Raw genomic sequence first — 24029 nt, 5'->3', positions numbered from 1 at the left:
GCCGTGTGCCAGTGGAAAACAGGCGCCCTGGGGAACGAGGACGCCCGCCTTTCCGGTTTCTTTCAAAGTACCAATTCTGAAGGTCTGGATCAGAACTTGTATTTGGCCATTACCTCAACCTGCTGGCCTTCCGGTAGAAGTGGGCCGAAGGCGAGGTTGTATTTGCGCCACTCTATCCCGGCTTCCAGATCCCGCGTAATGTTGTGGATCAAGTTGACGCGGTGGGCCTCGTAGTTGGTGTCGGCGTTATCGTCCACTTCAACGGCTGTGTAGGCTACATTGGCTCGCCAATCGCTGTTTATGACGTAGCGGAATCCGACGTCGACGCCTGCCTGGCTTACAGCATCGCCGTTTTCTACATCGGGGGATGACAGGCTGTTGTTCACGCCTACACCGGTGAACGCTCCAAGTCCTTCGCCGTAGTGGGCGTTTAAGTTAATGCTGTGCGGCCCGATCATGAACTTTGATCCAATGGCACCGCCACCCACGAAGTCGCCGTTTTCAACTTCGCGACCGGATGCGGTGAGGATAACACGGTGACCGCCGTCGAAGTTCAGGTTGTAGTTGACGGCCAGATCGGGGGTGTCTGCGTCGTTGTTTACTGGATCCTGTGCGGTAAAACGAAATCCGGCCACCTCATGGCTAATCAGGTTGGTGCGGAAGTTCAACCCGCCCAAGGTGCCGCGTGGCCCACCGAGAAAATCCAGGTAGTCGTGGTATGCAACGGCCCAGAATTGGCCGGTCCATGTTTGACCTACGGTGGTCTGGTCAACCTTGATGAACGCGTGGCGAAGACGCAGGTCGTTGTTCTCCCCAGGATAGGTTCCGCCGTAAAAGTCGCCTTCCACAAAACCGACAATGGTATGGCCTTCCTTCTGGGTCACCGTCTTGAGGTTCACGCGAGACTGGTTTGAGCGACCGAAGATGCGCGAGTCCCCATCATCGACCTTTTCATAGATGGCTTCGGCTTTGAAATAACCACCGATGCTAAATTTGGTGTCGTTGAACTCGCCGAGTTCGAGAGCATGAGCGGAAGGTGTTGCGCTGAGACCGGAAGCGATCGCCAGCGCTAGCAGTGAGTTACGATAGTTCATTTGCCTTCTCCTTGTTGTTTGGCACTTGAACTATCGGTTATTACGGCGGGGTCAAATATCCGGTTAATGAACATCCCTATCCGTTTTCTGTAAATTTACACACTGAGTGCCGTTTCGACTTTTTCTAGGTTCTGGTCCAGCTCCTCAGAGCTGCCGTCGAAATGAACTTTTCCTTTTACAATAACGACATGACGGTCACAGAGCCTCTTCAGGGCCTTGATGTTCTTGTCCACGATCAATGTAGAAATGCCGGACTCGCGAATGGTTGCGATAACCTTCCATATGTCCTCTCGGATCAGCGGTGCAAGGCCCTCGGTGGCTTCGTCAAGAATCATCAGTCTCGGATTGGTGACCAGCGCCCGTCCGATCGCCAGCATCTGCTGCTCACCCCCAGAGAGTTCCGTTCCTAAATTAGACAAGCGCTCCTGAAGGCGAGGGAAAGTCGACATAACTCGGTCGAAGTCCCAGCCGGATTTTCCATTGCTGTCGGGGCGTGCGGCCATTTGTAAGTGTTCTTTCACCGTAAGGTTGTGGAACATGCCCCGGCCCTCGGGAACGTAGGCAATGTCCCTTCTCATCCGCTTCCATGTCGGCAGGTTACTAATGTCCTGTCCGTCAAAGTAAACATGACCACTGCGGGGTGGCACGATGCCAAGAATGGACTTAAGCGTGGTGGTCTTGCCCATGCCATTGCGTCCCATCAAGCTCATGGATTGCCCTTTCTCAAGTTTAAAGGACAGGTCGTGGAGGATGTGGCTGCGGCCATAAAGTGTATTGAGATTCTTAACTGCTAGAAGGCTGTTGCTCATGCCGCTTCCTCCTCGTCTTCCTTGCCCAGGTAGGCTTCTTTCACCCGGGGCTCGTTGCGAACTTCATCCACGGTGCCAGTAATCAGGTGGGTGCCGTTATCCAGCACGGTTAATTGGTCGGACAGCTCAAAAATTGCGTCCATGTCGTGCTCTACCAGCACAATGCAGTAGGTCTGTTTGAGCTCGTTCAGCAGCGCGATAATGCGCTGAGATTCTTCGTGGCCCATGCCAGCCATGGGCTCATCCAGAAGGAGGATGCACGGATCGGTTGCCAGCACCATGGCCAGTTCGAGCTGGCGCTGCTCTCCGTATGAAATTTCCGCCGCAACGGTATGGATGCGGCTTTCGAGCCCCACCTGACATAAAGCCTTTTCAGCGGCTTCCTGAACAAGCTTGTTGGAATGACGCGACGCGAACAAATTGAAGCTACCCGCAAATCGGCGCTGAGCCGCCACCGCGCAGTTTTCCAGGCAGGTGACATCGGCGTAGATGTTGGTTTTCTGGAAGCTGCGGCCGATGCCCCGGCGCACGAATTTCCACGGCTTCATGCCTTCAATCTGCTCGCCCTTGTGGAAGATACATCCGCTGGTTGGCTGCAGGGTGCCGCACAGCATATTCAACAGCGTGCTCTTGCCGGCGCCGTTTGGGCCGACCACGCCGTGCAGTTGTCGATCATGAAACTGCAGGGAAATGTCGTTGAGTGCCTTGATCCCGCCCCAGTGTTTACTGAGGGATTCGGTTTCCAGAATGATGTCGTTGGCCATGATTATTTCTCCAGCAGCTTTTCAAGGTATCCGGCCAGGCCTTTGCGCAGCAGCAGGACCATAAGGATGATGGCGCCGCCCATGAACAGCATCCAGTCTTCGCTCATGTGCTCGAAGAAATACTGCAGACCTTCATAGGTTATGGTGCCGATAATGGCGCCGTAGATCGTGCCCATCCCGCCGAGGATGGACATCACCAGCGCTGTTCCAGACATTTCCCAGGTCATGAATTGCGGGTTTACATAGCCGTACTGCAGGGCAAACAGCAAACCGGCGTAGGCCGCCAGGGTGCTGCCAATGACGTAGCTGATCAGGCGGAAGGCAAAGATGTTGTAGCCCAGCGCCGCGGTACGTTCCGGGTTCAGGCGGCTGGCTTCGACGATGCGGCCAAAGCGCGAACGCAGGATGATCTTGATGGCCAACAGGGTGACCAGCACCGCCAGCAATGCCAGGTAATAGAAGTGGGTGGGGTTGTCCAGGTTCAGGAAGCTCAGTCCGAAGATACTGGTTTCTGGCTTCATGAAGATAAACAGACCGTCGTTGCCGCCGAACTCCAGGGAATCGAAGAAGTAGTAATAGGCCATCTGCGAGATGGCCAGGGTGATCATGATGAAGTAGATTCCGGAGGTGCGTAGCACCACCGCACCGATCACCAGCGCAATCAGGGCATTAAGCCCCATAATGTAAAAGGCGTAGATCCAGAAATTGACTGCCTCATACTCCGGCGTGAGGATCACGAATAAATAGCCGCCAAGGCCATAGAACAGGGCGTGACCCAAGGTGACCAGGCCAACTCGCCCAACCAGGAAGTCCAGAGACATTACAAACACCGCCAAAATCAGGATGGTGGTGGCTTTGCCCACGAAGAAGGAGTTCTCCTCCAGGAAAAGGGGAATACAGAGGGCGATGACAAAGAAGATCGCCAGGAAAATCCGTTCGGTGCGTTTTTCGAAAATCATGTTCGGCTCCCGCTTACTTGGCGAACAGGCCCTGGGGCTTCACCAGCAGCACCAGGATCATAAAGATGTAGATAATCATGTTGGACATGGTCGGTATTAGAACCGCAGCAAAAGTGCTGATAACACCGACCAGCAGGGCTCCCACGAAGGCGCCCTTAATCGAGCCCATGCCTCCTATGACCACTACGACAAAGCAGGTGATCAATACACTTTCGCCCATGCCGGGAACGATGGAGCGCATTGGTGCGGCAATAATGCCCGAAACGGCTGCAAGCATGACTCCGATGGCAAACACGATGGTATAGAGGCTTTTGATGTTGACTCCGAGAGCTTCTACCATTTCTCGGTTAGATTCGCCGGCGCGAATCAACATGCCCAGCCGGGTTTTGCTCACCACGAAGTACAGGGCAGCGGCGATGGCTATGCAGACCATTGCAGCGAAGATGCGATACACCGGATAGCTTGAGTTGTCGGTAAAAGGCACCGAACCGCTCAGTGCTTCCGGAACGGCAACACCATAGGGATCATTGCCCCAGAGAATGCTTTGCAAAGCGTTGAACACGAAGATCATGCCTATGGTCAGCAGTACCTGGTCCAGGTGATTGCGGTTATAGAGTCGCTGGATCAATACCCGCTCGATGAGTATGCCCAGGCCAAGCGCGATTACTGCCGACAGAATGGCCGATACCGTAAAGCTGCCGGTCACAGCGACGAAGTACCACACCAGATAGGCGCCGACCATGTACATGGAACCATGGGCCAAGTTAAGGATGCCCATGACGCCGAACACTAGGGTCAGGCCGGAAGCGATCAGGAAAAGAAGCAACCCATACTGGATGCCATTAATAAGTTGCACGAAGAAAAGTTCGGTAGACATAGTAATACCCAACGGTTTTACGGATAAGTCAATTCAGGTATGGGCAGGGAGCTTCAGGTAAGCCCCCGGCTCTTGCCGGGGGGTAACAGAGCCCGTGCTCAGAGTTTGCAGCCACGGGCGGGATCTTCCAGCGCTTCGGCGGCGATACTCTGCACCACGTTCACGCCATCTTTCACTTCCCGCAGGTAGATGTTCTGAATCGGGTTATGTGCCTTGGAGAAGGTGAATTCCCCACGCGGGCTGTCGATGGTCAACTTTTCCATGGTGCTGATCACCGCCTGCTTGTCTGAAATATCACCTTCAAGCTGGTCGATGGTGTTGGCGATGGCCTGCCCTGCGTCATACCCCTGAACGGCGTAGATATCCGGGTAGTGACCATACTCGGTGTTGAAGGCTTCCCGGAACTCTCGGTTCTTCGGAACGTCCAACTGTTCTGCGTAGTGCAGCCCAGTCATCACGCCTTCTGCAGCATCACCTTGTGCCTGCAGTGTACCTTCGGTGAGGAAGCCGGACCCCATCAGCGGAATCTTGCCGCGCAGGCCCATGGCGTCGTAATCCTTCACAAACTTGATGGCGCCACCACCGGCGAAGAATGTGAACACCGCATCAGGATTCTCGTCAGCTATGTCGCTGACGTGGGACTGGAAATTGGTGGACGGGAAAGGCAGCAGTACCTTCTCGACAATCTCACCCCCACCGGCGGTGAAGGACTCTTCGAAGGCGTCGAGACTCTCGCGGCCCATGCCGTAGTTCCAACTGATCGCATAAACCTTCTTGTAGCCTTTTTCAAGCGCCACTTCGCCCATGGGGTAGGACGGCTGCCAGGATGAGAAGGAAGTGCGGAATACGTTGGGAGAGCAAAGAGGACCGGTCGCCGCGGCAGAACCCGCGTTGGGGATAATCATAATGGTATCTTTACCGCGCAGCATCTTGATCATGCCCATGGCAACGCCGGAATGAACCGGACCAATCACGAAATCTGCTTCGTGCTGGTTCAACAGCGAAGATGCTAGCTCCGGAGCGCGTGAGGGCTTGGCTTCAGTATCAAGCTCGATGAACTCAACTTTTGATCCGTGAAGTTTTTCGGCATGCTCTTTCAGAGCGAGCTTCAGGCCATCTCGGCCGGCTTCACCAAGTTGTGCGTAAATGCCGCTGAACGGAAGCATGACACCGATCTTTACCGGGTCACCAGCGGCCGCTAGGGCAGAGGTTGAGAGCCCGGCGGTAAGGGTGGTTGCCAGTACAGCACCGGCAAGCGTTTTGATCTTGCTCATTTCAACACCTCAGATTGTTGTTGTGGGTTCTGTCATTAGAGGCGTGTGGGGGCTGCAGAGATATCCGTTTTCTGCATAGGCGTGTCCGGTTATTGCAGAGGTATTGCGAGACCTTTCAAATTCAGTAGCTTGGTCGATAAAAAAGCCTGAAGAACCGGGCGTTCTTCAGGCAAGGGCAGATCGTTCCCAACGGGAACCGACGCTCAACAAGAAATGACAGGCGAGCTCATGGTTCAAAAAGGATACTGCATACCCTCTTCCATCACGCTCACCCATTGGCTGGTGGTGAATTCTTCAATGTTGGCTGGACCACCAAAGCGGCCGCTGTTACCCGAGCTGCCCATGCCGCCAAAGGGTACCTGGAACTCGTTGTTTACAGTTTGATCGTTGATATGAATCATCCCAACATGGATTTGATTGGCAATCTTCAGTGCTCGTTCTGTCGAGCCTGAATGAATCGCTGCAGCCAAACCATAGGGAGACTCATTGACCAGATCACGAGCTTCTGAATCCGAGTCGAAGGTCATCACTGGTGCTACAGGCCCGAAGACTTCCTCGGAAAAGACTGGCATGTCCGAGGTGACGTCGGCTATAACTGTGGGCTCATAGTAGTTGCCATTACGTCTGCCGCCGACGACGATGCGTGCGCCCATTTCGACAGAGCGGTTGACGATACCCTCTACCCGCTTTGCCTGAACCTCGTTGATCAGTGGACCTATATGAACCTGTTCTTGCGCAGGGTTTCCGCAGGCAAGGTTTCCGGCGCGAGCGGCCAGGCGAGCAATATAAGCGTCTGCCACCGAACTTTGGACGAGGTGTCGACCGGTCTGCATACAGATTTGCCCCTGATGCAGAAAAGAGCCCCATGCACCACACGAACTTGCAATGTCCAGGTCGGCGTCTTCGAGAACCACCTGTGCGTTGTTTCCACCTAGCTCCAGCGAGGCTTTCTTAAGCATCCGACCACAGATCTCGCCAATCTTTTTCCCAACCGCGGTGGAACCGGTAAAAGAGATCATTTTGACCAGCGGATGTTCAACGAGAGCCTGGCCTACATCAGGGCCGCCCGGCAGAACATGAAACACCCCTTCGGGCAGTCCGGCGTCTTCGAGAATTTGAGCCATCAGTGCACCGCCACAAATACTGCTTTTGGGATCCGGCTTGAGTATCACACAGTTACCCATGGCCAGGGCCGGAAACACGGAACGCATTGAAAGAAGGATGGGAAAGTTCCAGGGTGCGATAACACCTACGGTACCAAGTGGTACCCGCTTCCAATAATTCCGCTTTCCGGGAATGCTTGACGGGAATATCTCGCCATTGGGCTGCATTGGCATGGCTGCAGCCATCTGAGCCTGTTCGTAGGTAGCCTGTAACTCCCAATCTGCTTTTGGACCGATTGAGCCGCACTCGCGGGTATTCCATCCGTTGATTTCTTCCGCGCGCTCCTTGAGGAGGGCTGCGGCCCTGCGCAGGATCTCGGCTTTCTGATCAAAGGGCACTGCCATCCACTTTTTCTGGGCGTCTTTGGCGATGATGGCGGCCCGGTCAACGTCAAGAGGCGTCGCCGCTTTCAGTTGTGTGATCACCTCCCCGGTCGCTGGTTCCATTATATCGACCTGCTCACCGTCGCCATTTTGCCATGAGCCCAGGAAAAGGTTCTGTTGCCAAACAGAGTTTACTGGCACATCCATGGTATTTTCTCCTCAATGCTTTCGACTGTAATCAGGTGTGCGCCCGGTTGATCTGGTCGCTTATATAGTGGGCCAGCGCGTAAACTGTTTCCGAGGGGTTGTAACCGATCGATGTCGGCAGCAGGCTCGCATCCACGATGTAAAGGTTCTTGATCTCATGGGTTTCGCCCGTGGGAGAAACCACTGTGGATTTCGGGTCTGCCCCCATACGGCAGGTACCCTGGGGGTGAAACGAGGTGTAGCGATAGCGGGCGGGCTCATTGTCGAGCCCATCGATGACAGCATCAATCTGATCTTCACTGTCGATGGTCAGCTTGTGGGATGTCGGAATGAACAGTTGCTTCGCACCGGCGGCAAAAAGTACCCGAGCATTGGTCTTTAGGCCGTTCTTCATGATTTCGAAATCGCCGTCGTCGACGAAGTATTTGATCTCTTTCACGCCGTCTTTCCAGTTTACCTCGCCCACGTTTTGATCGTGGATGAGGGTGATTAGGCGAACTGTGTTGCGATATTTCGACATGTAGGACATGTACGGCTTACCAGTGCCTGGCTCGGCCTGAAAACTGGCCTCCACGGGTTCCTGGATAGCATCGAGCAGCAAGTAGCTTCCATCCCCAGGCATTACATGTTTATCCATGTATAGGGAATGGGTGGCACCGTAGAAGTTATCAACGTTCTCCTCGAACATGCCGGTCACAGACATGGTTGGATGGCAGGCGAAGTTCTTGCCCACCTGGCCATTGCTGTTGGCTAGTTTGCTTTTCTGAAGCAGGATTGGCATTTGGATCGGTCCAGCCGCGCCGACGACGATCGGAGCGTTGACCTTGAGCCTGCTCTTTACCGTTTTGCTCTGCTGGTCAACAATTTCGGCCAATACGCCAGTGGCTTTGCCATTTTCTGCGAGGATCTGTGTGGCCCGCGTGTCAGAATAGATGGTCGCACCATAGGCCACGGCCCAGGGCAGGTAGGTGACCATCATGGATTGTTTACGGTCGGATTTGCAGCCAGCGAAGCAGAAACCAGTCATAGCACAATTGCGAATATTGCGTTTGGCATTACCTTCGGGAAGGTTCAGCTTTTTCATGCCGCCTCTGAGCAGTTGGGCGCCTGGACTGGTCTCAAAGGACTTGTTCGGTGCAATGCCGAGATTTTCTTCGACTTTCTCAAAGTAGGGCAGCATGACTTTCGGTGTGAGATTGGTCAGCCCGAACTCCTTCCCCCATCGGTCGAGATAGTAATCCGGGGTTCGAAAACACAGGGCAGCATTTACGACTGTGGACCCACCAACGCAGGCACCCTGCAAGATTGAGATGTCACCGGCGGAGTTGGACTGACCGCCGTGGTCGGCATAAAGCTGATCCATGGAAACGGCCAACATTTCTGAAAATTGTTCAGATGGCACATAAGGGCCGGCTTCCAAAACCACCACTTTTTTTCCGGCTTTGGCCAACTCATAAGCTGCAATGGCTCCGCCGGCACCTGATCCAATTACGACAGCATCGGCGTTGAGCTCAATGTTGTCGCTGGTCACGTCTGACGCTTGGGTTACCTGCAAACCGTGGGCAGGTATTGTTTTAGCTTCGATTGTTTCTTGCATGATCTACTCCTGCCGCTCAGCTTTTTGGTAAGGGTGCATTGCCCAGAGACACCAGGTTCCATTTTTCAGTCACCGGTCCGCCGTAGCCGAGAGGCTCCCAGGTCGGGGGATTCGCCCAATAGGCCAGCCCGATCAGCTTTTTCAGGCCCATAGCAAGTGCTCTTTGCGGTACTTCGTCGGAATTGGCCCAAGTGTCACAGAATGCTGCGGCTTGCTTGTCGGACAGTTCCACAAAAGGTTTGCCATAAAAGGTCTTAGGTCCGTCATTAAAGTAGGCGATACCACCTTTCAGGCCTTCGAGAATGTGGGGTGCCATAGTCGCCATAAGTGCGGCGTCCAATGTCTGCATGACCGGGATTTCACTTGCCGGAACTAGACCGGTTCCCTCGCTCGCCAGCTGAACCTGCATCAGGCGATTCATCACGTGATATTCGCTGGCGGACATAACATTTATGCCTTCTGGGGTTGAGGCGAAAGCGTGCGCTGCCCCCAGAAGTCCGGTGCCGACTGTCGCAGCAACCGCAAGGCCGCTTGCCGCTTTAAGAAAGCTTCGGCGGCTTAGGCCATTGATCTGGTCGATGGCTTCTTTTGTTTGATCGCTCATCTGACTCATGGTGTTCTCCGAATTATTGCCTGTGTTCGAAAGGCATGTTCATGTTCTTGGGGGTCAGAATACCTTCAATATTCTCAGATTTACGCGGGTATCTTCTTTGAATCCGTTTTCCACGTCGATGTCCTGGCCAGCCTGAAATTGCAGTTGCACAGTCGGATCAACAAAAGTTGCGTAGGTTGCCTGCCAGCGATTGGTGTTCACCCTGTCGTCCTGCTTTTGGCCGCCAACAGTGGTTTCACCCCCAAACGAATGGTAGTAAGAAAGTGCCACGTGGCTTTGCTTGGACAAGAGGTAACGAAGATGGCTCTGCAGGCTCTGCGCATCTTCCTGTTCGCGTTTGAAGCCGAGGAAGTCGTCGTTGTCGCCGTATACTGAATACTCTGCGATCAGGTCCAGCACTACACTGGAGCTTAAATGTTTCACGTAGGCAGCTTGAAAAATTCCCTTCCAACGATTCTCGCCAATATTTACTGGACCTTTGGCCTCATCGTATTGGCCGACCGGCACGGATGCGAAAGCGGACAGGCCAACCCATTGCTGATCATCGGGGTTGTTGAGAACCCAAGCAGTTGCGCCGATGATCGGGTCACCGATACCACTTTCTGAGGTCGGCTGAAGCGGACCGAAGGGCTCTGTCAGTTCCACCTTTCCGAAAGGAACGATGATCTGGGGATCAACAATAATGCCACCAATGTCCATGTAGTGGACGAAGCGTGCCAATCCTATAGTGGTGTCCAGTCCAGCCTCGGCGGGGACTTTGTTGCCATCGGCGTAAGCTGCGTCGCGGGTGGCATATTGGCCGTATAGAATCCCAAGGTTTACACCTGCTGGCAGCGGTGTGTAGTCGCCGGGGTCAGTGGCAATTTCGGCAGCTTGGGTTGGAACCGAGAAAATGCTCATGGCCAGTATCAGGGTTGAGCCCAAAGCAAGTGATTTTGATGGTGTGTACTTCGAGGTCGATCGCATAGTTGCTCTCCAAATTTCGTGTTGTTGTTGTCAACGCGAAAACAGTTAGCGACGATCATGCCAACAGTTCGTTTCTATAAAAAAGGCTATTTAAATCATTTGATTAAGGGAGTTTTGTTATCGTTAAGAGGGGCTATGAATGTTTCAATCGGGGAAACAGGGAGGCACTGTCTCAGAATGAGACAGTAAGTGGCATGTCAACGAATTTTCAGGCGGTCCTTATTAAAGAACGTGTTAAAGTTTCAAGAAAATGACAAGAAGAGCCAATAAGGCCAAAGCGCAGGGTCGCATCAAACGACAATAATCAGTCCTGCGATAGAGGAAAATCAATGAGCGCACTTATTCCTGCCGACCAGAGGCGTGCCAAGGCACGTGAAACCTTTTTTGAGCATGGTCAGATTCCAACGGGCCTGATCGATGATGCCATTGTTCATTCCTGGCAGCGTTGTTCCGCGGCGAGAAAAAACGTGAGTGAGCGTGTTCAGTTCGACACCGTGTCCAGAAACGGTTTAATAGAGCTGATGGATAACAACCGAATTTTGTTGGAGGCAGCCACCCAGCCGCTGGAACAGTTGGGCCAAACCGTTAATGGCGCAGGCTATTCCGTTCTGCTTACGGATGACAAAGGGGTTGCTCTGGCAGCGAGACGTTCGGGTCGGTGCGCCAATACACTGATTAATGACGCCTTTCGACAGGGAGTCAATCTCTCCGAGGCGAATATTGGCACTTCCGCGATGTCTTGTGCTGTGTTGGAGCGTCGTCCAGTGCTAGTTGCCGGAGTCGAGCATTACTTGCATGCAAATCGAGTATTCAATTGTGCGGCCTCTCCCATTGTGGACCCCATGGGCAGGGTATTGGGGGCCATTGATATTACTCGTGGAAATCCGTTGGAGCCGGGAAGCGCGCTTTCCTTAGTGCAACAATGTTCAGCTAGGATTGAACGCCAGTTGATGGGTATGTTGTCGCCTTGGCTCATGATTAGTCTAGGGTGGGAGCAGAGTGATCCTCATGCCACGAGTGACATGTTGGTGGCGCTTGGGCCGGACGGACAAGTGCTTGGTTTGTCGCCCCGGGTGCGCGAACTGACGGGGTTGGCCTCAACGGATGGGACGTTGCGCTTTCAGGATTTGTTTGATTTGCGCTTTGAGGCACTCGTTGATGGGTTCCGTGGCCGGAATCACCCTATAACGGCCAGGATGCACTCTGGGCTGTCATTCTCGCTACGACCGGTCGATGCTGGTTCGCGAAAAACCACGAGACGTACGGCTTCCGCGCCTTTGGCTAATCGTGTACCAGAATCCACAGATTTTGGTGATCATGCAATTAGTCGTCAGGTAAACCAAGCAAGCAGAGCAATGGAGAAGGGGCTGCCGGTGCTTATACTAGGTGAGACCGGGACCGGAAAGGAAGTGATGGCAACGTCACTTCATAACGGTAGCGCATTTTCTTCCGGCACGTTTGTTGCGATTAACTGTGCGGCCATCCCGGAGTCGCTTATTGAGGGTGAGCTCTTTGGTCACGCTGATGGTGCCTACACAGGTGCGCGACGAGGCGGTGCTCCAGGTAAGATCGAGCAGGCAGATGGTGGCACCCTGTTTCTGGATGAGATTGGTGACATGCCGTTGGCGCTCCAGTCCCGTTTATTGAGAGTGTTGGAAACCCGTGAAGTGACCCGTCTTGGAAGTGCTACCCCAAAGCAGGTCCGTTTCCAGTTGATCTGCGCAACACATCGGAACCTGTCAGAAGCTGCCAGGGACGGAGAATTTCGCGAGGATCTGCTCTACCGCATTAAAGGTATGGCTATACGCCTGCCAAGACTTTCGGAACGCTCGGATTTGCAAAGCTTCATTGTCGACCGATGCCGTGCTCTGACACAGGGTAGTCGCGAGTTGTCGCAAGACTGTTTGGACGGTTTAATGCGGTACGACTGGCCGGGAAATGTTCGTGAGCTCGTCTATGCCCTGACTCACGCAGACGCACTTGCGGACCCCGGTGAAGTTTTGCAACTTTGCCATCTGCCTGAAGAGATAGCGGCCCCGACAACCATGGCAGTTCGAAGCAATAGGGCAGCGAGCAAACGCGGTACTTTAAAGACTCTGGAGCGCGCCGTTATCGAGGAAGCGCTGGTAATTGAGGGGGGGAATGTCAGTCGCGCAGCAAAACGGTTGGGCATTGGTCGAGCGACACTGTATCGGAGGCTCAAAGTCGCCAATGCGGGCGTTCAGTGAAAACTTAGGTTGTTGGTCGTCACCCGGCCATGGGAAGCCCGTCCCAAAAAAGATCAATGCTCAGTGCTGAGGTCAGTATAAAGTTGACGGGTGAGCTCGCTCTGGACCTGCAAGCGTTTGGTAATGCCCTGAACCACTTCCATACGAGCGACAGCTCCGGCCTGAATGTCTTCCATTGCTTGTAAGGCTTCCCCCGACTGGTTTAGGCAGTGATCACACGACTGGCGGATTTTTTCCATACCGCTACCGGCCTCCACGGAGGTCGAATTCAGGCTGTTGGCGATTTCACGGATACTCTCGCTGGATTCGTTCGCTCGAACAGCTAGGTTACGCACTTCGTCGGCCACTACCGAAAAGCCGCGACCGTGTTCTCCCGCTCGCGCGGCCTCAATGGACGCGTTCAGAGCCAGCAGGTTGGTCTGTTTGGCAATATCCTGAATGTTGCCGACAATGCTACCGATTTCTTCGGACTGTTTAACCAACTGAGTGAAGACGTCATCGATACGACTCATGAACTCCGCCAGCTCCCTAATCGAGGCCTCGGCCCCGGAAATGCTGTTCGCGCTCTGGGCTACCTTCGCGCCGGACGCTTTGGCTAGTTTGCCAGCTTCATCCATTTCTTCGAGTATCATGTCCACGTTGTTTCGCAGGTCGTCTAGGTGGCCGATCAGAACGGGGTCGGGTGATTTCGGTTCGGGCACAGGCGTTTCCGGTTCATGAACCGGTTCGGGACGGGACTCCACTGGTGGCACCGGTTCGCGTATCGTGACGGTGGTCGGACGCATTCGTGCGCACAGAATAAGTGCAGTAGCTGTCAGCCCAAGAGTTATGGCTGCAAGCGTGGTTTGGAATACCGTGTCTGCGTTGACAAGCATCAGTGCGGCAAAGGCGAGAGCCAGGAGGAACGCTCCATACATTGGGACTTTGGAAGAACCGGTCTCAGAGGTTTCTTTTTCTAATGTGAGAGTGTTGTCCATGGTACTGTTCCCGGCGGGCAAGGTTTAGCATTGTGGAGCAACGCTAAGGTTTTTTTCGGAATGAACCTATCCGCAAAGTGCAGACAGTTATCCAGATTCTGAAGCGCGGAAGTGGTTGGCTGCAAACCAGGACCGGAGTAAGCTGCGGTCTGGTCTGCGCGCTAAGTGCTCAGGTCAGGGCATCAAGCAGAATCTGGCTGAATGCATCGGGGCATTCCACCGACGGCACGTGGCCAATCTGCTCCAAAATGACCGGCTCCGCTGCACCGCTGACGCCGGCCAGCGCCCTGAGTGTGTCTGGGGGCGTGGCCACATCGTCAGAACCACCAAGCAGTCGGAGTGGCACTTGACGCTGCCCCAGCTGCTCTCGGAAGTCGACCCGCCCCAGCATCTCACACAGCAGGGCATAACTACGGTCATCACCGCGTCCCATGATCACGCTCCAGCCTTCCACCAGCGCCGGCTGCTTTTCGCACGCGTGGGGGCCGAACCAACGTGGCACGATATCCACCGCCATGGCCGGCAGGCCGAGTTCCAGAACGTTGGCCGAGCGGGTATTCCAGGCATCGGGTGTGCCGATGACGGCGCCGGTGTTTGTGAGCGTGGCTGAAAGCAGCCTTTCAGAATGCTTGCTGAGGAGTTGCTGGCCAATGGCGCCGCCAATCGATGTTCCGACAAAGTGGAACTTATCTGACTCTGCCACTTTCGCGAGCGCGATGGCTTCCTGCGCCAGGTTTTCCGGTGTGATTTCGTCGGATTCTTCCGGCCAGGCGGCGCTGGCGCCGTGTCCCGGTAAATCCCAGGCCAGTACCCGAAATTTTTCGAGTAGCGCTGGCAACATGTCGTCCCAAACCCCCTGGGTCATGCCTAGGGGATGAGCGAGCATCAGCAGCGGTTTGTTGCTGTCACCCAGCAGTCGATAACAAATCGTGCGACCGTCGTGTTTTAGAAAAGCCATGTTTGCTCCTTAGCTCAGACCCGTTCGATGAGTGTCGCGATACCCTGGCCGACACCTACGCACATGGTGCACAAGGCATAGCGGCCACCGGTGCTCTGCAGTTGGTGGGCGGCGGTCATTACCAGTCGGGCACCGGACATCCCCAAAGGATGGCCCAGGGCGATGGCGCCGCCGTTAGGGTTCACGCGTGAATCACCATCGGCAACGCCCAATTCCCGCAGTACCGCCAACCCTTGGGCGGCAAAGGCTTCGTTCAGTTCGATCACGTCAATGTCGTCAATGCCGATGCCTTGTTTCTCCAGCAGCTTGCGAACCGCCGGCACAGGGCCGATGCCCATGATGCGCGGTTCCACGCCGGCCGTGGCCATGCCCAGTATGCGGGCCATGGGGTTTAGTCCGTGGGTTTTGACGGCGGTCTCACTGGCAACCAGCATCGCAGCGGCGCCATCGTTCACGCCTGAGGCGTTGCCTGCGGTCACGCTGCCGTTTTCGCGGAATGGCGTGGGCAGGGATGCGAGATTCTCCAGCGTACTTTCGCGGGGATGCTCGTCGGTATCGAACACCAGCGGGTCTTGTTTCCGTCGCGGAACGAACACAGGCACGATTTCTTCGGCGAAGCGTCCTTCCTTCTGGGCTCGGGCGGCCTTTTCCTGGGAACGGAAGGCGAACAGGTCCTGATCCTCCCGCGACACCTTGTATTGTTCGGCCACGTTCTCCGCCGTTTCCGGCATGGAATCGATGCCGTACTGCTTTTTCATCAGCGGGTTCACAAAGCGCCAGCCGATGGTGGTGTCCTCAATCTTCTGGCCACGTGAAAAGGCGCTGTCAGCCTTGCCCATCACATAGGGTGCGCGAGACATGGATTCCACGCCTCCTGCTAACACTAGGTCCATTTCACCTGCACGAATGGCGCGGAACGCCGTACCCACGGCGTCCATGCCGGAGCCGCACAGACGATTGAGAGTGGTGCCGGGAACAGACGTAGGCAAGCCGGCCAGCAGGGCAGACATCCTCGCCACGTTGCGGTTGTCTTCACCGGCCTGGTTAGCGGAGCCCATCATCACTTCGTCGATAGCGGTCGGGTCGAGTTTCGAAGCCTGCTCCAGTACCGCTTTAAAAATGTGAGCGGCGAGGTCGTCAGGGCGAATGCTGGCAAGGGTGCCACCGAAACGGCCAATCGCCGAACGACGAGGATGGCAGAGATAAACGTCAGTCATGATATTTCTCACTGTTGACCGGCATGATGTGCATTTGTGCGTGCTTTCAGATCACGCAGAACTTCCAGCTCTTTGGCACTTGGCTCTGGCGTGGTCTCCAACGTGTCGGCAAACCGGATTTCCCACCCAGTGGCATCGATCACTTCTTGCCGAGTCACATTGGGATGCAGAGAAGTGACTACCAGTTCTTTGCTATCAGGGTCAGGCTTGAGAATGCACAGGTCGGTAATTACCACGGTGGGACCACGTCCAATGTTGGGTACATTATCCCGTGCCTTGCCGTCGCGTCCAAAGCCAACGGTGGTAACAAAGTCGACGTCCTTCACGAAGGTACGCTTGGAATGCTTGACGGTAATGAACACTTCCTTTGCATTGGTGGCAATTTCCGGGGCGCCACCACCCCCAGGCAGGCGGACTTTCGGTTCGCGGTAGTCGCCAATCAGCGTAGTGTTCAGGTTGGCGTAACGGTCAATCTGGGCAGTACCCAGGAAGCCGACGCTGATGTGTCCACCCTGCAGCCAGTACCGGAACATCTCCGGTACTGCCACGGTGGTCAGGGCGGATTCACATAGCTCGCCGTCGCCGATGGATAGAGGCAGCACGTCCGGTTTGGTTTGCAGGGTGCCGGATTCATAAATCAGGGTCACGTCCGGTGCGTGGGTCAGTCGCGCCAGGTTGGCAGCCTCGCTGGGCAGTCCAATGCCCACGAAGCAGGTCATGTCGCTGGTCAGTGCGCGGGCGGCAGTGACGCTCATCATTTCTGAGGAGGTAAATTCAAGGCTCATCACGCAGCTCCTTTTTCAAACACGTTGTCTTTCAGCCAGGTCTGGAACGTTTCCCGGTCGCGGGCGATGCCGTCCCACTCTTTGTAGAAGGCGTTGTCACGGTCGTAGTAGCCGAGGGCGTAGGAGGGTTTGGCGCCTTTCGGGGCCTCGGCGATGGCGGTGATGGCCCAGGAGGGCAGTACGCAGGCGTTCACGGAGGCGCCGAGGTCATCCACGATTTCCTCAACGGTCACAATGCTCCGCTTGGCGGCCAGCACCACTTCCTTCTGGATACCGACGATGCCTTCTATCAGCACATTACCCTTGCGGTCGGCCCGCTGGGCATGAATCACGGCTACATCCGGACGAACAGAGGGTACTGCCGCCAGGCGCTCACCGGTAAAGGGGCACTCGATGAATTTGATCTGGTCATTGACCTTGGGCAGGTCGCTGCCGACATAACCGCGCAGAACTGCTAGCGGCAGCCCGGCGGCGCCGGCTTCATAGGCGCAGGCCATGGCTGCGTGGCTATGTTCCAGGATCTCCAGTTTGTTCGGCCAGCCTTTCTCAACGGCATCCCGCAAACGGTGCAGGGAGCCCACGCCCGGGTTGCCACCCCAAGAGAAAATCAGTTTTTTAGCGCAGCCGGCACCGATCATCTGGTCATAAACCAAGTCCGGGGTCATGCGGATCAGGGTCAGGTCACGTTTTTGCTGGCGGATGATTTCGTGTCCAGCGGCAAACGGAATTAGGTGGGTAAAGCCTTCCATCGCAACGGTGTCGCCGCTGTTGATGTGTTTGCCTACCGCTTCCTTGAGAGAGAGGAATTCGGCCATCGCAGTGTCTCCATCGTGTTTTGGCTGAGTAGTTCGATATACGAACATAAGTTTAATATGCGAACATAATGGCGTGATTGGTTTTCGGTCGTCAAGTACAAATTTTCACCAGTTGGTCAAAAGCACGGATGTTCGTAATGCGAACTGACTGATACCATGCGCTGACATGATGTGCGGCAGGCTAAATAAGCTTGTTACAGGAGCTGGAATGGACGAACAGATTCTCAAGCCGGGAGACCGGGATTACGTGGGCGCACTGGCGTCGGGTCTAGAGGTTCTTCAGGCATTCGATGCCGATCACCCTCACATGACCCTGAGCGAAGTGGCGGCCCGCACTGATATGGACCGAGCTAAGGCACGGCGATTTCTGCTGACCCTGCACGCGTTGGGGTTTGTGAAGCGCACCGGTCGCCAGTTCGAGCTGACTCCTCGGGTGCTGCAGCTGGGTTATGCCTATCAAGCATCAAACCAGTATCGAGCAGTCATTCAACAGTATCTGGAAGACATTACCGCCGAGCTTGGAGAATCCTCATCCCTGGCGGTTCTGGATGGTGACGATGTAGTGTACGTGGTGCGGTCGGCCGCCCGGCATCGCCTAATGGCCATTACGCTGTCGGTGGGTACCCGCCTGCCTGCGGCCTATACCTCAATGGGGCGGGTGCTGCTGGCACAGTTGCCGCAGAGCGAGCTTGAGATCTATATAAACAGGATTCAGCTTGAGCGTCATACGTTATCCTCAATCACAGAAAAAAACGTTTTGCGGGAGGAGATCGACAAGGCGCGAAATCTCGGGTACGCCGTCGTAGATCAGGAGCTTGATCTTGGTTTGCGATCTGTGGCGGTGCCCGCCTATTCTGCGAGCGGCGAGCTTTTGGGTGCACTTAATATCAGCACCAATGCCGCCCGAGTGGACATGGATACTCTGTTGAACATGTATTTGCCGAGGCTGCAGATTGTGGCTGATCAGATTCGCCAGGCGGCTCGATAAGCCTCACGGATAACGACCGGTCAGCCGGTTCTGTACGAGTTCATCCAGGATAGTGTTAGCCAGCCGCATCACGGCGTTCGGGTTTTCGCCTCGACGACGGGAGGCGATAACGGGCGTGGTGATGTTGTTATCCTCTAGCGGCATGAATTCCACCCCCTCACGATTAAGTTTTCGGACCTGTTCTGGCACCAGCGTGAACCCCATGTCGGAGGCGACCAGCGATAGGGCCGTTTGAAGATCGTTGACATGCTGGCTGACATGAATTTTCAGGCCGCGTCTGTGAAAAAGCCCCTGGGTGATATCTGCAAAGTTTGGGCCCGGCCCGGAAGGGAAGGCGACCATGGGGTGGGCAGAAAGCTCTTTCATAGACGGAGGGTGTTTGCTGAGCGGGTGACCCATGGGTATGGCAGCGATGATGGGCTCGTCGAACAGTAGCTCCTGCTCCACGTCGGGGTCTTCTATGCTCACCCTTCCAAAGCCAATGTCGATCTTGCCAGTCTTAAGTGCTTCGACCTGTTCCCGTGTTTTCAGTTCATGCAGGACTATCTCCAAGTTCTTGTTTCGGCGCAGACGCCGAACCATGAGAGGTAGCTGGCCATAAAAAACGGATGGGACAAACCCGATGGAAAAAATAGTCTTTCGATGCTGTGCGATCCTGCGAGTGTCATCAACCGTCGCAGTTACTTTGTCCAGTATCTGTCGGGCCTGTTCCAGAAAATATTCCCCTCCATTGGTCAGCTCAAGGCCCCTGGGCTTGCGGATAAAAAGCTCTACACCTATTTCTTCCTCAAGCTGCTTCATTGCCCGGGTTAGTGGTGGTTGTGCAATAAACAGTTTTTCTGCTGCCCGGGTGAGGTTGCCTTCCTCTGCAACGGCGACGAAATATCGCAGGTGTCTGAGTTCCATCCATACCTCCTAGGTATCGCTAGCTACTTAATCAATATTGGTTCACATCCGTGAAACTTCGTACTGTTCGAGTCACAGGCATTATAACTTGCGATTCGGAGAGCACATGTCCGCAACCATTCAGTCCATCGAAGCGATCCTGGTCGACATTCCGACCATCCGGCCGCACAAGCTTTCCATGACAACCATGGGGGTTCAGAGCATGGTGATCGTGCGGATGAAGGATTCCGATGGTCTTGAAGGGTTGGGTGAAGCCACCACCATCGGTGGCCTTGCCTATGGCCCGGAAAGCCCCGAAAGCGTGAAACTTACCATCGACACCTATTTTAGGCCACAACTGATTGGCCAGCCGGCCGACGCAATCAATACCCTAAGGGTAAAGCTAAACCGAGCGTCCCGTGGAAACAATTTGGCCAAGTCCGCTATTGAAACGGCTCTGCTGGATCTGCAAGGCAAGCGGTTGAACTGCCCGGTATCCGACCTATTCGGCGGGGCTGTACACCAGCATATCCCGGTGCTCTGGACCCTTGCCAGTGGCGATACCGCCAAGGATATCGAGGAGGCCCTCGGCCTAATCGAAACCCGGCGCCATTGTGATTTCAAGCTCAAGATTGGGTCGCGGGCGTTGATGGACGACGTTCGTCATGTGGCGGCCATCAAGGATGCCGTGGGTGAGTCCGCCAGTGTTCGGGTTGATGTGAACCAGGCTTGGGATGAGTCAACGGCTGCCAAAGGCATGGCGGAACTGCAAGCCGCCGGTATTGACCTGGTCGAGCAGCCCACACCCATGAAGGATCACGCCGCGCTGGTGCGCCTGTCGCAGAAATTCCACCTGCCTATCCTGGCCGACGAAGCCGTCGCCGATGCCAGCGATATGTACAACCTCTCTGCCGCCGGCTTTTCGGGGGCCGTCGCCCTTAAGATCGCCAAGGCTGGCGGCCCGGCGCAGGCCCTAAAGCAGGCCGCGGTTGCCCAGGCGGCGGGTATCGGCCTGTATGGAGGTACCTTGCTGGAAGGCACGATCGGCACCGTCGCTGCACTGCATGCCTGGTCCACTCTGGAAACCCTGCACTGGGGCACGGAAATGTTCGGCCCGCTACTGATGAAGGACGACATTGTGGAAAAGCCCCTGAGCTTCCACGACAACGGAGTGGACCTACCACAAGGCCCTGGATTGGGCGTCACGCTTAACGAAGACAAGCTCGCTGAATACAGCCGCAAAGATCAATAACGGAGGAGCGCACATGCTGTTCAAAGTTGAAATGAAGGTCAATCTGCCCACCGATATGCCGACTGAGGTTGCTGGCGAGATCAAGGCCCGGGAAAAAGCCTACGCCCAAGGCCTTCAGGAAAAAGGCAAGTGGCGCCATCTGTGGCGTGTGGCGGGCAGCTACGCGAATGTCAGCATTTTCGACGTTGAGGACAACGCCGAGTTACAGGACCTGATCAGCAACCTTCCGCTGTTCCCTTATATGGACATCACCGTTGCGCCCCTGTGCCGCCATCCGTCCTCCATTCACGAGGACGATCGCTAAGCAAAATTTTTCACAAGATCCGGCCCCGTTCTGTGGTGAAAGGGGCTTCAAAGATGATGTTGCCAACTGATTGGGACGTCTTGAGCAACAACAACAAAAGACCGAGGAGACCAACAATGACTGTTAAAACCATGCAAACCGCCGAAGTGAAAGATCTTCTTGAAAAAGTTGCCGGCTTTGATCAGCAAGGCGGTGACGAGCGGATGAAGAAGATTGTCCACCGTGTAATGCACGACATTTTTCAGATCGTGGAAGATTTCGATGTCACGCCGGAGGAGTTTTGGAGCGCCGTCTATTACGTTGGCGAACTGGGTGCAAACGGCGAAGCCGCCCTGCTGGCCCCGGGCCTGGGCATGGACCGTTACCTGGATATCCGTCAGGACGCCGAGGACGAACAGGCCGGCTTGACCGGCGGCACGCCACGCACTATTGAAGGCCCGCTTTACGTGGCCGGTGCCCCAATCAGCGAAGGATTTGCTCGCATGGATGACGGCTCCGACAAAGACGCCGAGGTGATCCTGATCAAGGGCCAGGTTACCGACGAGAACGGCGCGCCGCTGGCCAATGCTATCGTGGATATCTGGCATGCTGATACCAAGGGCGCCTATTCCTACTTCGACCAGTCGCAGAGCGAGTACAACCTGCGCCGCCGCATCAAGACTGATTCTGAAGGTCGCTATGCTGCCCAGAGCATTATGCCGTCCGGTTACGGTTGCCCGCCTGAGGGTTCAACCCAGCAGCTGCTGAACCATCTGGGCCGTCACGGCCAGCGCCCGGCGCATATTCATTACTTCGTGTCCAAGCCTGGTTACAAGCACCTGACCACTCAGATCAACATCGCCGGTGACGAATACACCTACAGCGACTTTGCTTTTGCCACCCGTGAAGAGCTGGTGGTGGAAGCCAAGCACGTAGACCAGTCCAAAGAAGGGACCAAGCACGGCGTCACAGGACCGATTACCGAAGTCGAGTTCAACGTCGCCCTGGTTGCTACTGACAAGCCCGAGCTCCAGGAACGCCACGCACGTCCGCGTGCCCTGGAAACCGACGCTGCGTAAGCGCCACCCAAGAACAAGACGGAGTGAACGACATGACCAGCAAGCTTGAAAAACTCGCCGAAAAGGTACGTGACGCGGTAATAGCCGATCCGAAAACCGGACGCTACCAGTGTGATCGCAGCATCTTCACCGATCAGGAACTGTTCGATCTGGAGATGAAGTATATTTTCGAGGGCAACTGGGTTTACCTAGCTCACGAGAGCCAGATCCCGGAGCCGGGTGACTACTTTACAGTAACTGTCGGTCGCCAGCCGGTGATCATCACTCGTACCAAGGATGGCGAGCTGAAAGCCATCCTCAACACTTGCTCGCATCGTGGTGCGACTCTGTGCCGTAAAAAACGGGGCAACAAGACCTCCTTTACTTGCCCGTTCCACGGCTGGACCTTCCGTAATGACGGTCAGCTGTTGAAGGCGAAAGACCAGAAGAAAGGCGGCTACCCAGAGCAGTTCAACACCGACGGCTCCCACGATCTGAAGCAAATGCCAAAGTTCGGCAACTACCGTGGCTTTCTGTTCGGCAGCCTCAATGCCGACGTGGTCTCTCTCGAAGAGTATCTGGGCGAGACAACCAAGATCATTGACAACATCGTGGATCAGTCCGAAGACGGCCTGGAAATCCTGCGCGGAAGCTCGACCTACACCTACGAGGGTAACTGGAAGTTGACCGCCGAGAACGGAGCCGATGGATATCACGTGGGCACCGTGCATTGGAACTACCTGTCCACCATGGGCCAGCGCAATTACGACAAAGGCGGCACTGAAGCGGTCGACGCCAAGAGCTGGTCTGCGGAAGGCGGTTTTTACTCCTTCGAGAACGGTCACATGATGCTGTGGACTCGACTGCTGAACCCAGAAGTGCGTCCGATCTTCAGCCAGCTGGAGCGCCTGAAGGAAACCTACGGAGAGGCTCGTGCGGACTCCATAGTAAGGACCACCAAGAACCTGTGTCTCTACCCGAACGTTTACTTGATGGATCAGTTCTCCACACAGATCCGCGTGACCCGGCCCATCGACGTCAACAAGACGGAAGTGACCATCTATGCCTTTGGTCCAAAGAACGAGCCGGCAGAGCTACGTGCCAAGCGTATCCGTCAATATGAAGACTTCTTCAATGTGACCGGCATGGGCACACCAGACGACCTGGAGGAATTCCGCGCCTGCCAGAACGGCTATGAAGCCCGCGACATGCGCTGGAACGACATGAGCCGTGGTGCAGCGCACTGGATCGACGGCCCCGATGAGCACGCCAACCAGATCGATATGAAGCCCATCATGAGTGGCGCGCGGCCCGACGACGAAGGGCTGTATGTTAATCACCACCAACATTGGCAGGAGGAAATGACCCGTGCCATCGAGGCAGAGCGGGCCCGTTTCATTCCAGTGACTTCAGAGGAGGCGTCGGCATGAGCCTGAGCTACCACGATATCGAGCAATTCATCATCCGCGAAGCCCGTTTTCTGGACGACCGCGAGTGGGACAAATGGCTGGCCTGCTATCACGAAGACGTCACTTATTGGATGCCGGCCTGGGACGATGACGATGAGCTGACCGAGGACCCGCAAAGCGAGATCTCGCTCATCTATTACCCCAACAAGGAAGGCCTGGAAGACCGGATCTATCGCATAAAGACTGAGCGTTCCGGTGCCAGCTCCATGCCGGAGCCGCGAACCACGCACTTCACCAGCAACTTGGAGATCCTGTCCCAGGATGAGAGTGAAGTGAAGCTGCGGTTCAACTGGCTGACCAAGGCGTACCGCTACAAGAAAACGGCGGAATTTTTCGGAACGTCCTTCTACACCCTGGACATTACTGGCGAGCAGCCGCTGATTCGGGAGAAGCGACTGGTTCTGAACAACGATTGCATCAATCAGGTGCTGGACGTTTATCACCTGTAATTGATGGGGAGAGCATCA

General features: G+C 55.3%; 23 protein-coding genes. 7 read left to right on the top strand and 16 right to left on the bottom strand.

Features of this window, described 5'->3' with window-relative positions; translation table 11 throughout:
* Positions 1–89 precede the first annotated feature (89 nt).
* The 10 genes from EDB94_RS07590 to EDB94_RS07545 form a co-directional block, all read right to left on the bottom strand.
* Positions 90–1094 carry a porin gene (locus tag EDB94_RS07590; protein ID WP_108017991.1) on the bottom strand — a complete coding sequence of 335 codons (1005 nt, stop codon included), beginning with the start codon at positions 1092–1094 and terminating at the stop codon, positions 90–92.
* 95 nt (positions 1095–1189) lie between these two features.
* The gene (locus tag EDB94_RS07585; protein ID WP_108017990.1) at positions 1190–1903 is read right to left on the bottom strand and encodes an ABC transporter ATP-binding protein; all 714 of its coding nucleotides are present in this window, start codon (positions 1901–1903) and stop codon (positions 1190–1192) included.
* Positions 1900–2667, bottom strand: coding sequence for an ABC transporter ATP-binding protein (locus EDB94_RS07580; protein ID WP_053114030.1), 768 nt, complete (start codon positions 2665–2667; stop codon positions 1900–1902). The genes EDB94_RS07585 and EDB94_RS07580 overlap by 4 nt, the downstream gene beginning before the upstream one ends.
* Before the next feature lie 2 nt (positions 2668–2669).
* Positions 2670–3626 carry a branched-chain amino acid ABC transporter permease gene (locus EDB94_RS07575; protein WP_108017989.1) on the bottom strand — a complete coding sequence of 319 codons (957 nt, stop codon included), beginning with the start codon at positions 3624–3626 and terminating at the stop codon, positions 2670–2672.
* A 13-nt stretch (positions 3627–3639) separates the two neighbouring features.
* Positions 3640–4503, bottom strand: coding sequence for a branched-chain amino acid ABC transporter permease (locus tag EDB94_RS07570; protein ID WP_108017988.1), 864 nt, complete (start codon positions 4501–4503; stop codon positions 3640–3642).
* Positions 4504–4601: 98 nt separating this feature from the next.
* A complete protein-coding gene (locus EDB94_RS07565; RefSeq protein WP_108017987.1) occupies positions 4602–5777 on the bottom strand; it encodes an ABC transporter substrate-binding protein in 1176 nt (391 codons plus the stop codon).
* Positions 5778–6010: 233 nt separating this feature from the next.
* Positions 6011–7471, bottom strand: a complete 1461-nt coding sequence (locus EDB94_RS07560; protein ID WP_108017986.1) for a benzaldehyde dehydrogenase — start codon at positions 7469–7471, stop codon at positions 6011–6013.
* A 31-nt stretch (positions 7472–7502) separates the two neighbouring features.
* Positions 7503–9068 carry an FAD-dependent oxidoreductase gene (locus EDB94_RS07555; RefSeq protein ID WP_108017985.1) on the bottom strand — a complete coding sequence of 522 codons (1566 nt, stop codon included), beginning with the start codon at positions 9066–9068 and terminating at the stop codon, positions 7503–7505.
* A gap of 16 nt (positions 9069–9084) precedes the next feature.
* Positions 9085–9681 (bottom strand): gluconate 2-dehydrogenase subunit 3 family protein, encoded by a 597-nt coding sequence (locus tag EDB94_RS07550; RefSeq protein WP_108017984.1) that lies wholly within the window; start codon positions 9679–9681, stop codon positions 9085–9087.
* A 54-nt stretch (positions 9682–9735) separates the two neighbouring features.
* Entirely contained in the window at positions 9736–10647 is a 912-nt protein-coding gene (locus tag EDB94_RS07545) for a transporter (RefSeq protein ID WP_108017983.1), read from the bottom strand.
* 329 nt (positions 10648–10976) lie between these two features.
* Between EDB94_RS07545 and EDB94_RS07540 the strand changes: the two genes are divergently transcribed.
* The gene (locus tag EDB94_RS07540; RefSeq protein ID WP_108017982.1) at positions 10977–12875 is read left to right on the top strand and encodes a sigma-54-dependent Fis family transcriptional regulator; all 1899 of its coding nucleotides are present in this window, start codon (positions 10977–10979) and stop codon (positions 12873–12875) included.
* Between the two features lie 53 nt (positions 12876–12928).
* On the opposite strand, the gene EDB94_RS20960 is transcribed toward EDB94_RS07540, so the two are convergent.
* From EDB94_RS20960 to EDB94_RS07515, 5 genes are all read right to left on the bottom strand, one after another.
* Positions 12929–13852, bottom strand: coding sequence for a methyl-accepting chemotaxis protein (locus EDB94_RS20960; protein WP_108017981.1), 924 nt, complete (start codon positions 13850–13852; stop codon positions 12929–12931).
* 169 nt (positions 13853–14021) lie between these two features.
* Positions 14022–14810 (bottom strand): alpha/beta fold hydrolase, encoded by a 789-nt coding sequence (locus EDB94_RS07530; protein WP_108017980.1) that lies wholly within the window; start codon positions 14808–14810, stop codon positions 14022–14024.
* Positions 14811–14824: 14 nt separating this feature from the next.
* Entirely contained in the window at positions 14825–16027 is a 1203-nt protein-coding gene (gene pcaF, locus EDB94_RS07525) for a 3-oxoadipyl-CoA thiolase (protein WP_108017979.1), read from the bottom strand.
* Positions 16028–16035: 8 nt separating this feature from the next.
* A complete protein-coding gene (locus EDB94_RS07520) occupies positions 16036–16812 on the bottom strand; it encodes a CoA-transferase subunit beta (protein WP_108017978.1) in 777 nt (258 codons plus the stop codon).
* Positions 16812–17627: a CoA transferase subunit A gene (locus tag EDB94_RS07515; RefSeq protein WP_108017977.1), complete on the bottom strand. Its 816-nt coding sequence runs from the start codon at positions 17625–17627 to the stop codon at positions 16812–16814. Before EDB94_RS07515 ends, EDB94_RS07520 begins: the two co-directional genes overlap by 1 nt.
* 208 nt (positions 17628–17835) lie before the next feature.
* Between EDB94_RS07515 and EDB94_RS07510 the strand changes: the two genes are divergently transcribed.
* Complete coding sequence (locus EDB94_RS07510) at positions 17836–18615, top strand: IclR family transcriptional regulator C-terminal domain-containing protein (protein WP_108017976.1); 780 nt, start codon at positions 17836–17838, stop codon at positions 18613–18615.
* Between the two features lie 3 nt (positions 18616–18618).
* Here EDB94_RS07510 and EDB94_RS07505 read toward each other — a convergent pair whose 3' ends face one another.
* Positions 18619–19521, bottom strand: coding sequence for a LysR family transcriptional regulator (locus EDB94_RS07505; RefSeq protein ID WP_108017975.1), 903 nt, complete (start codon positions 19519–19521; stop codon positions 18619–18621).
* Between the two features lie 106 nt (positions 19522–19627).
* Here EDB94_RS07505 and EDB94_RS07500 point away from each other — a divergent pair, with 106 nt between their 5' ends.
* The 5 genes from EDB94_RS07500 to benB all read left to right on the top strand — a co-directional run bounded on the left by EDB94_RS07500 (position 19628) and on the right by benB (position 24011).
* Entirely contained in the window at positions 19628–20752 is a 1125-nt protein-coding gene (locus tag EDB94_RS07500) for a muconate/chloromuconate family cycloisomerase (protein WP_108017974.1), read from the top strand.
* 13 nt (positions 20753–20765) lie between these two features.
* Entirely contained in the window at positions 20766–21056 is a 291-nt protein-coding gene (catC, locus tag EDB94_RS07495) for a muconolactone Delta-isomerase (RefSeq protein ID WP_053114064.1), read from the top strand.
* A 116-nt stretch (positions 21057–21172) separates the two neighbouring features.
* Positions 21173–22114: a catechol 1,2-dioxygenase gene (gene catA / locus EDB94_RS07490; protein ID WP_108017973.1), complete on the top strand. Its 942-nt coding sequence runs from the start codon at positions 21173–21175 to the stop codon at positions 22112–22114.
* Between the two features lie 32 nt (positions 22115–22146).
* The gene (locus EDB94_RS07485) at positions 22147–23523 is read left to right on the top strand and encodes a Rieske 2Fe-2S domain-containing protein (RefSeq protein WP_053114068.1); all 1377 of its coding nucleotides are present in this window, start codon (positions 22147–22149) and stop codon (positions 23521–23523) included.
* The gene (gene benB, locus EDB94_RS07480; RefSeq protein ID WP_053114070.1) at positions 23520–24011 is read left to right on the top strand and encodes a benzoate 1,2-dioxygenase small subunit; all 492 of its coding nucleotides are present in this window, start codon (positions 23520–23522) and stop codon (positions 24009–24011) included. Before EDB94_RS07485 ends, benB begins: the two co-directional genes overlap by 4 nt.
* Positions 24012–24029: the final 18 nt, after the last annotated feature.

The organism is Marinobacter sp. 3-2, assembly GCF_003751355.1.
In the GTDB taxonomy this organism is placed as follows: Bacteria; Pseudomonadota; Gammaproteobacteria; order Pseudomonadales; family Oleiphilaceae; genus Marinobacter; species Marinobacter adhaerens.
Note: the sequence above shows the minus strand (reverse complement) of the source record. Positions and strands in the feature narration are given on the sequence as shown.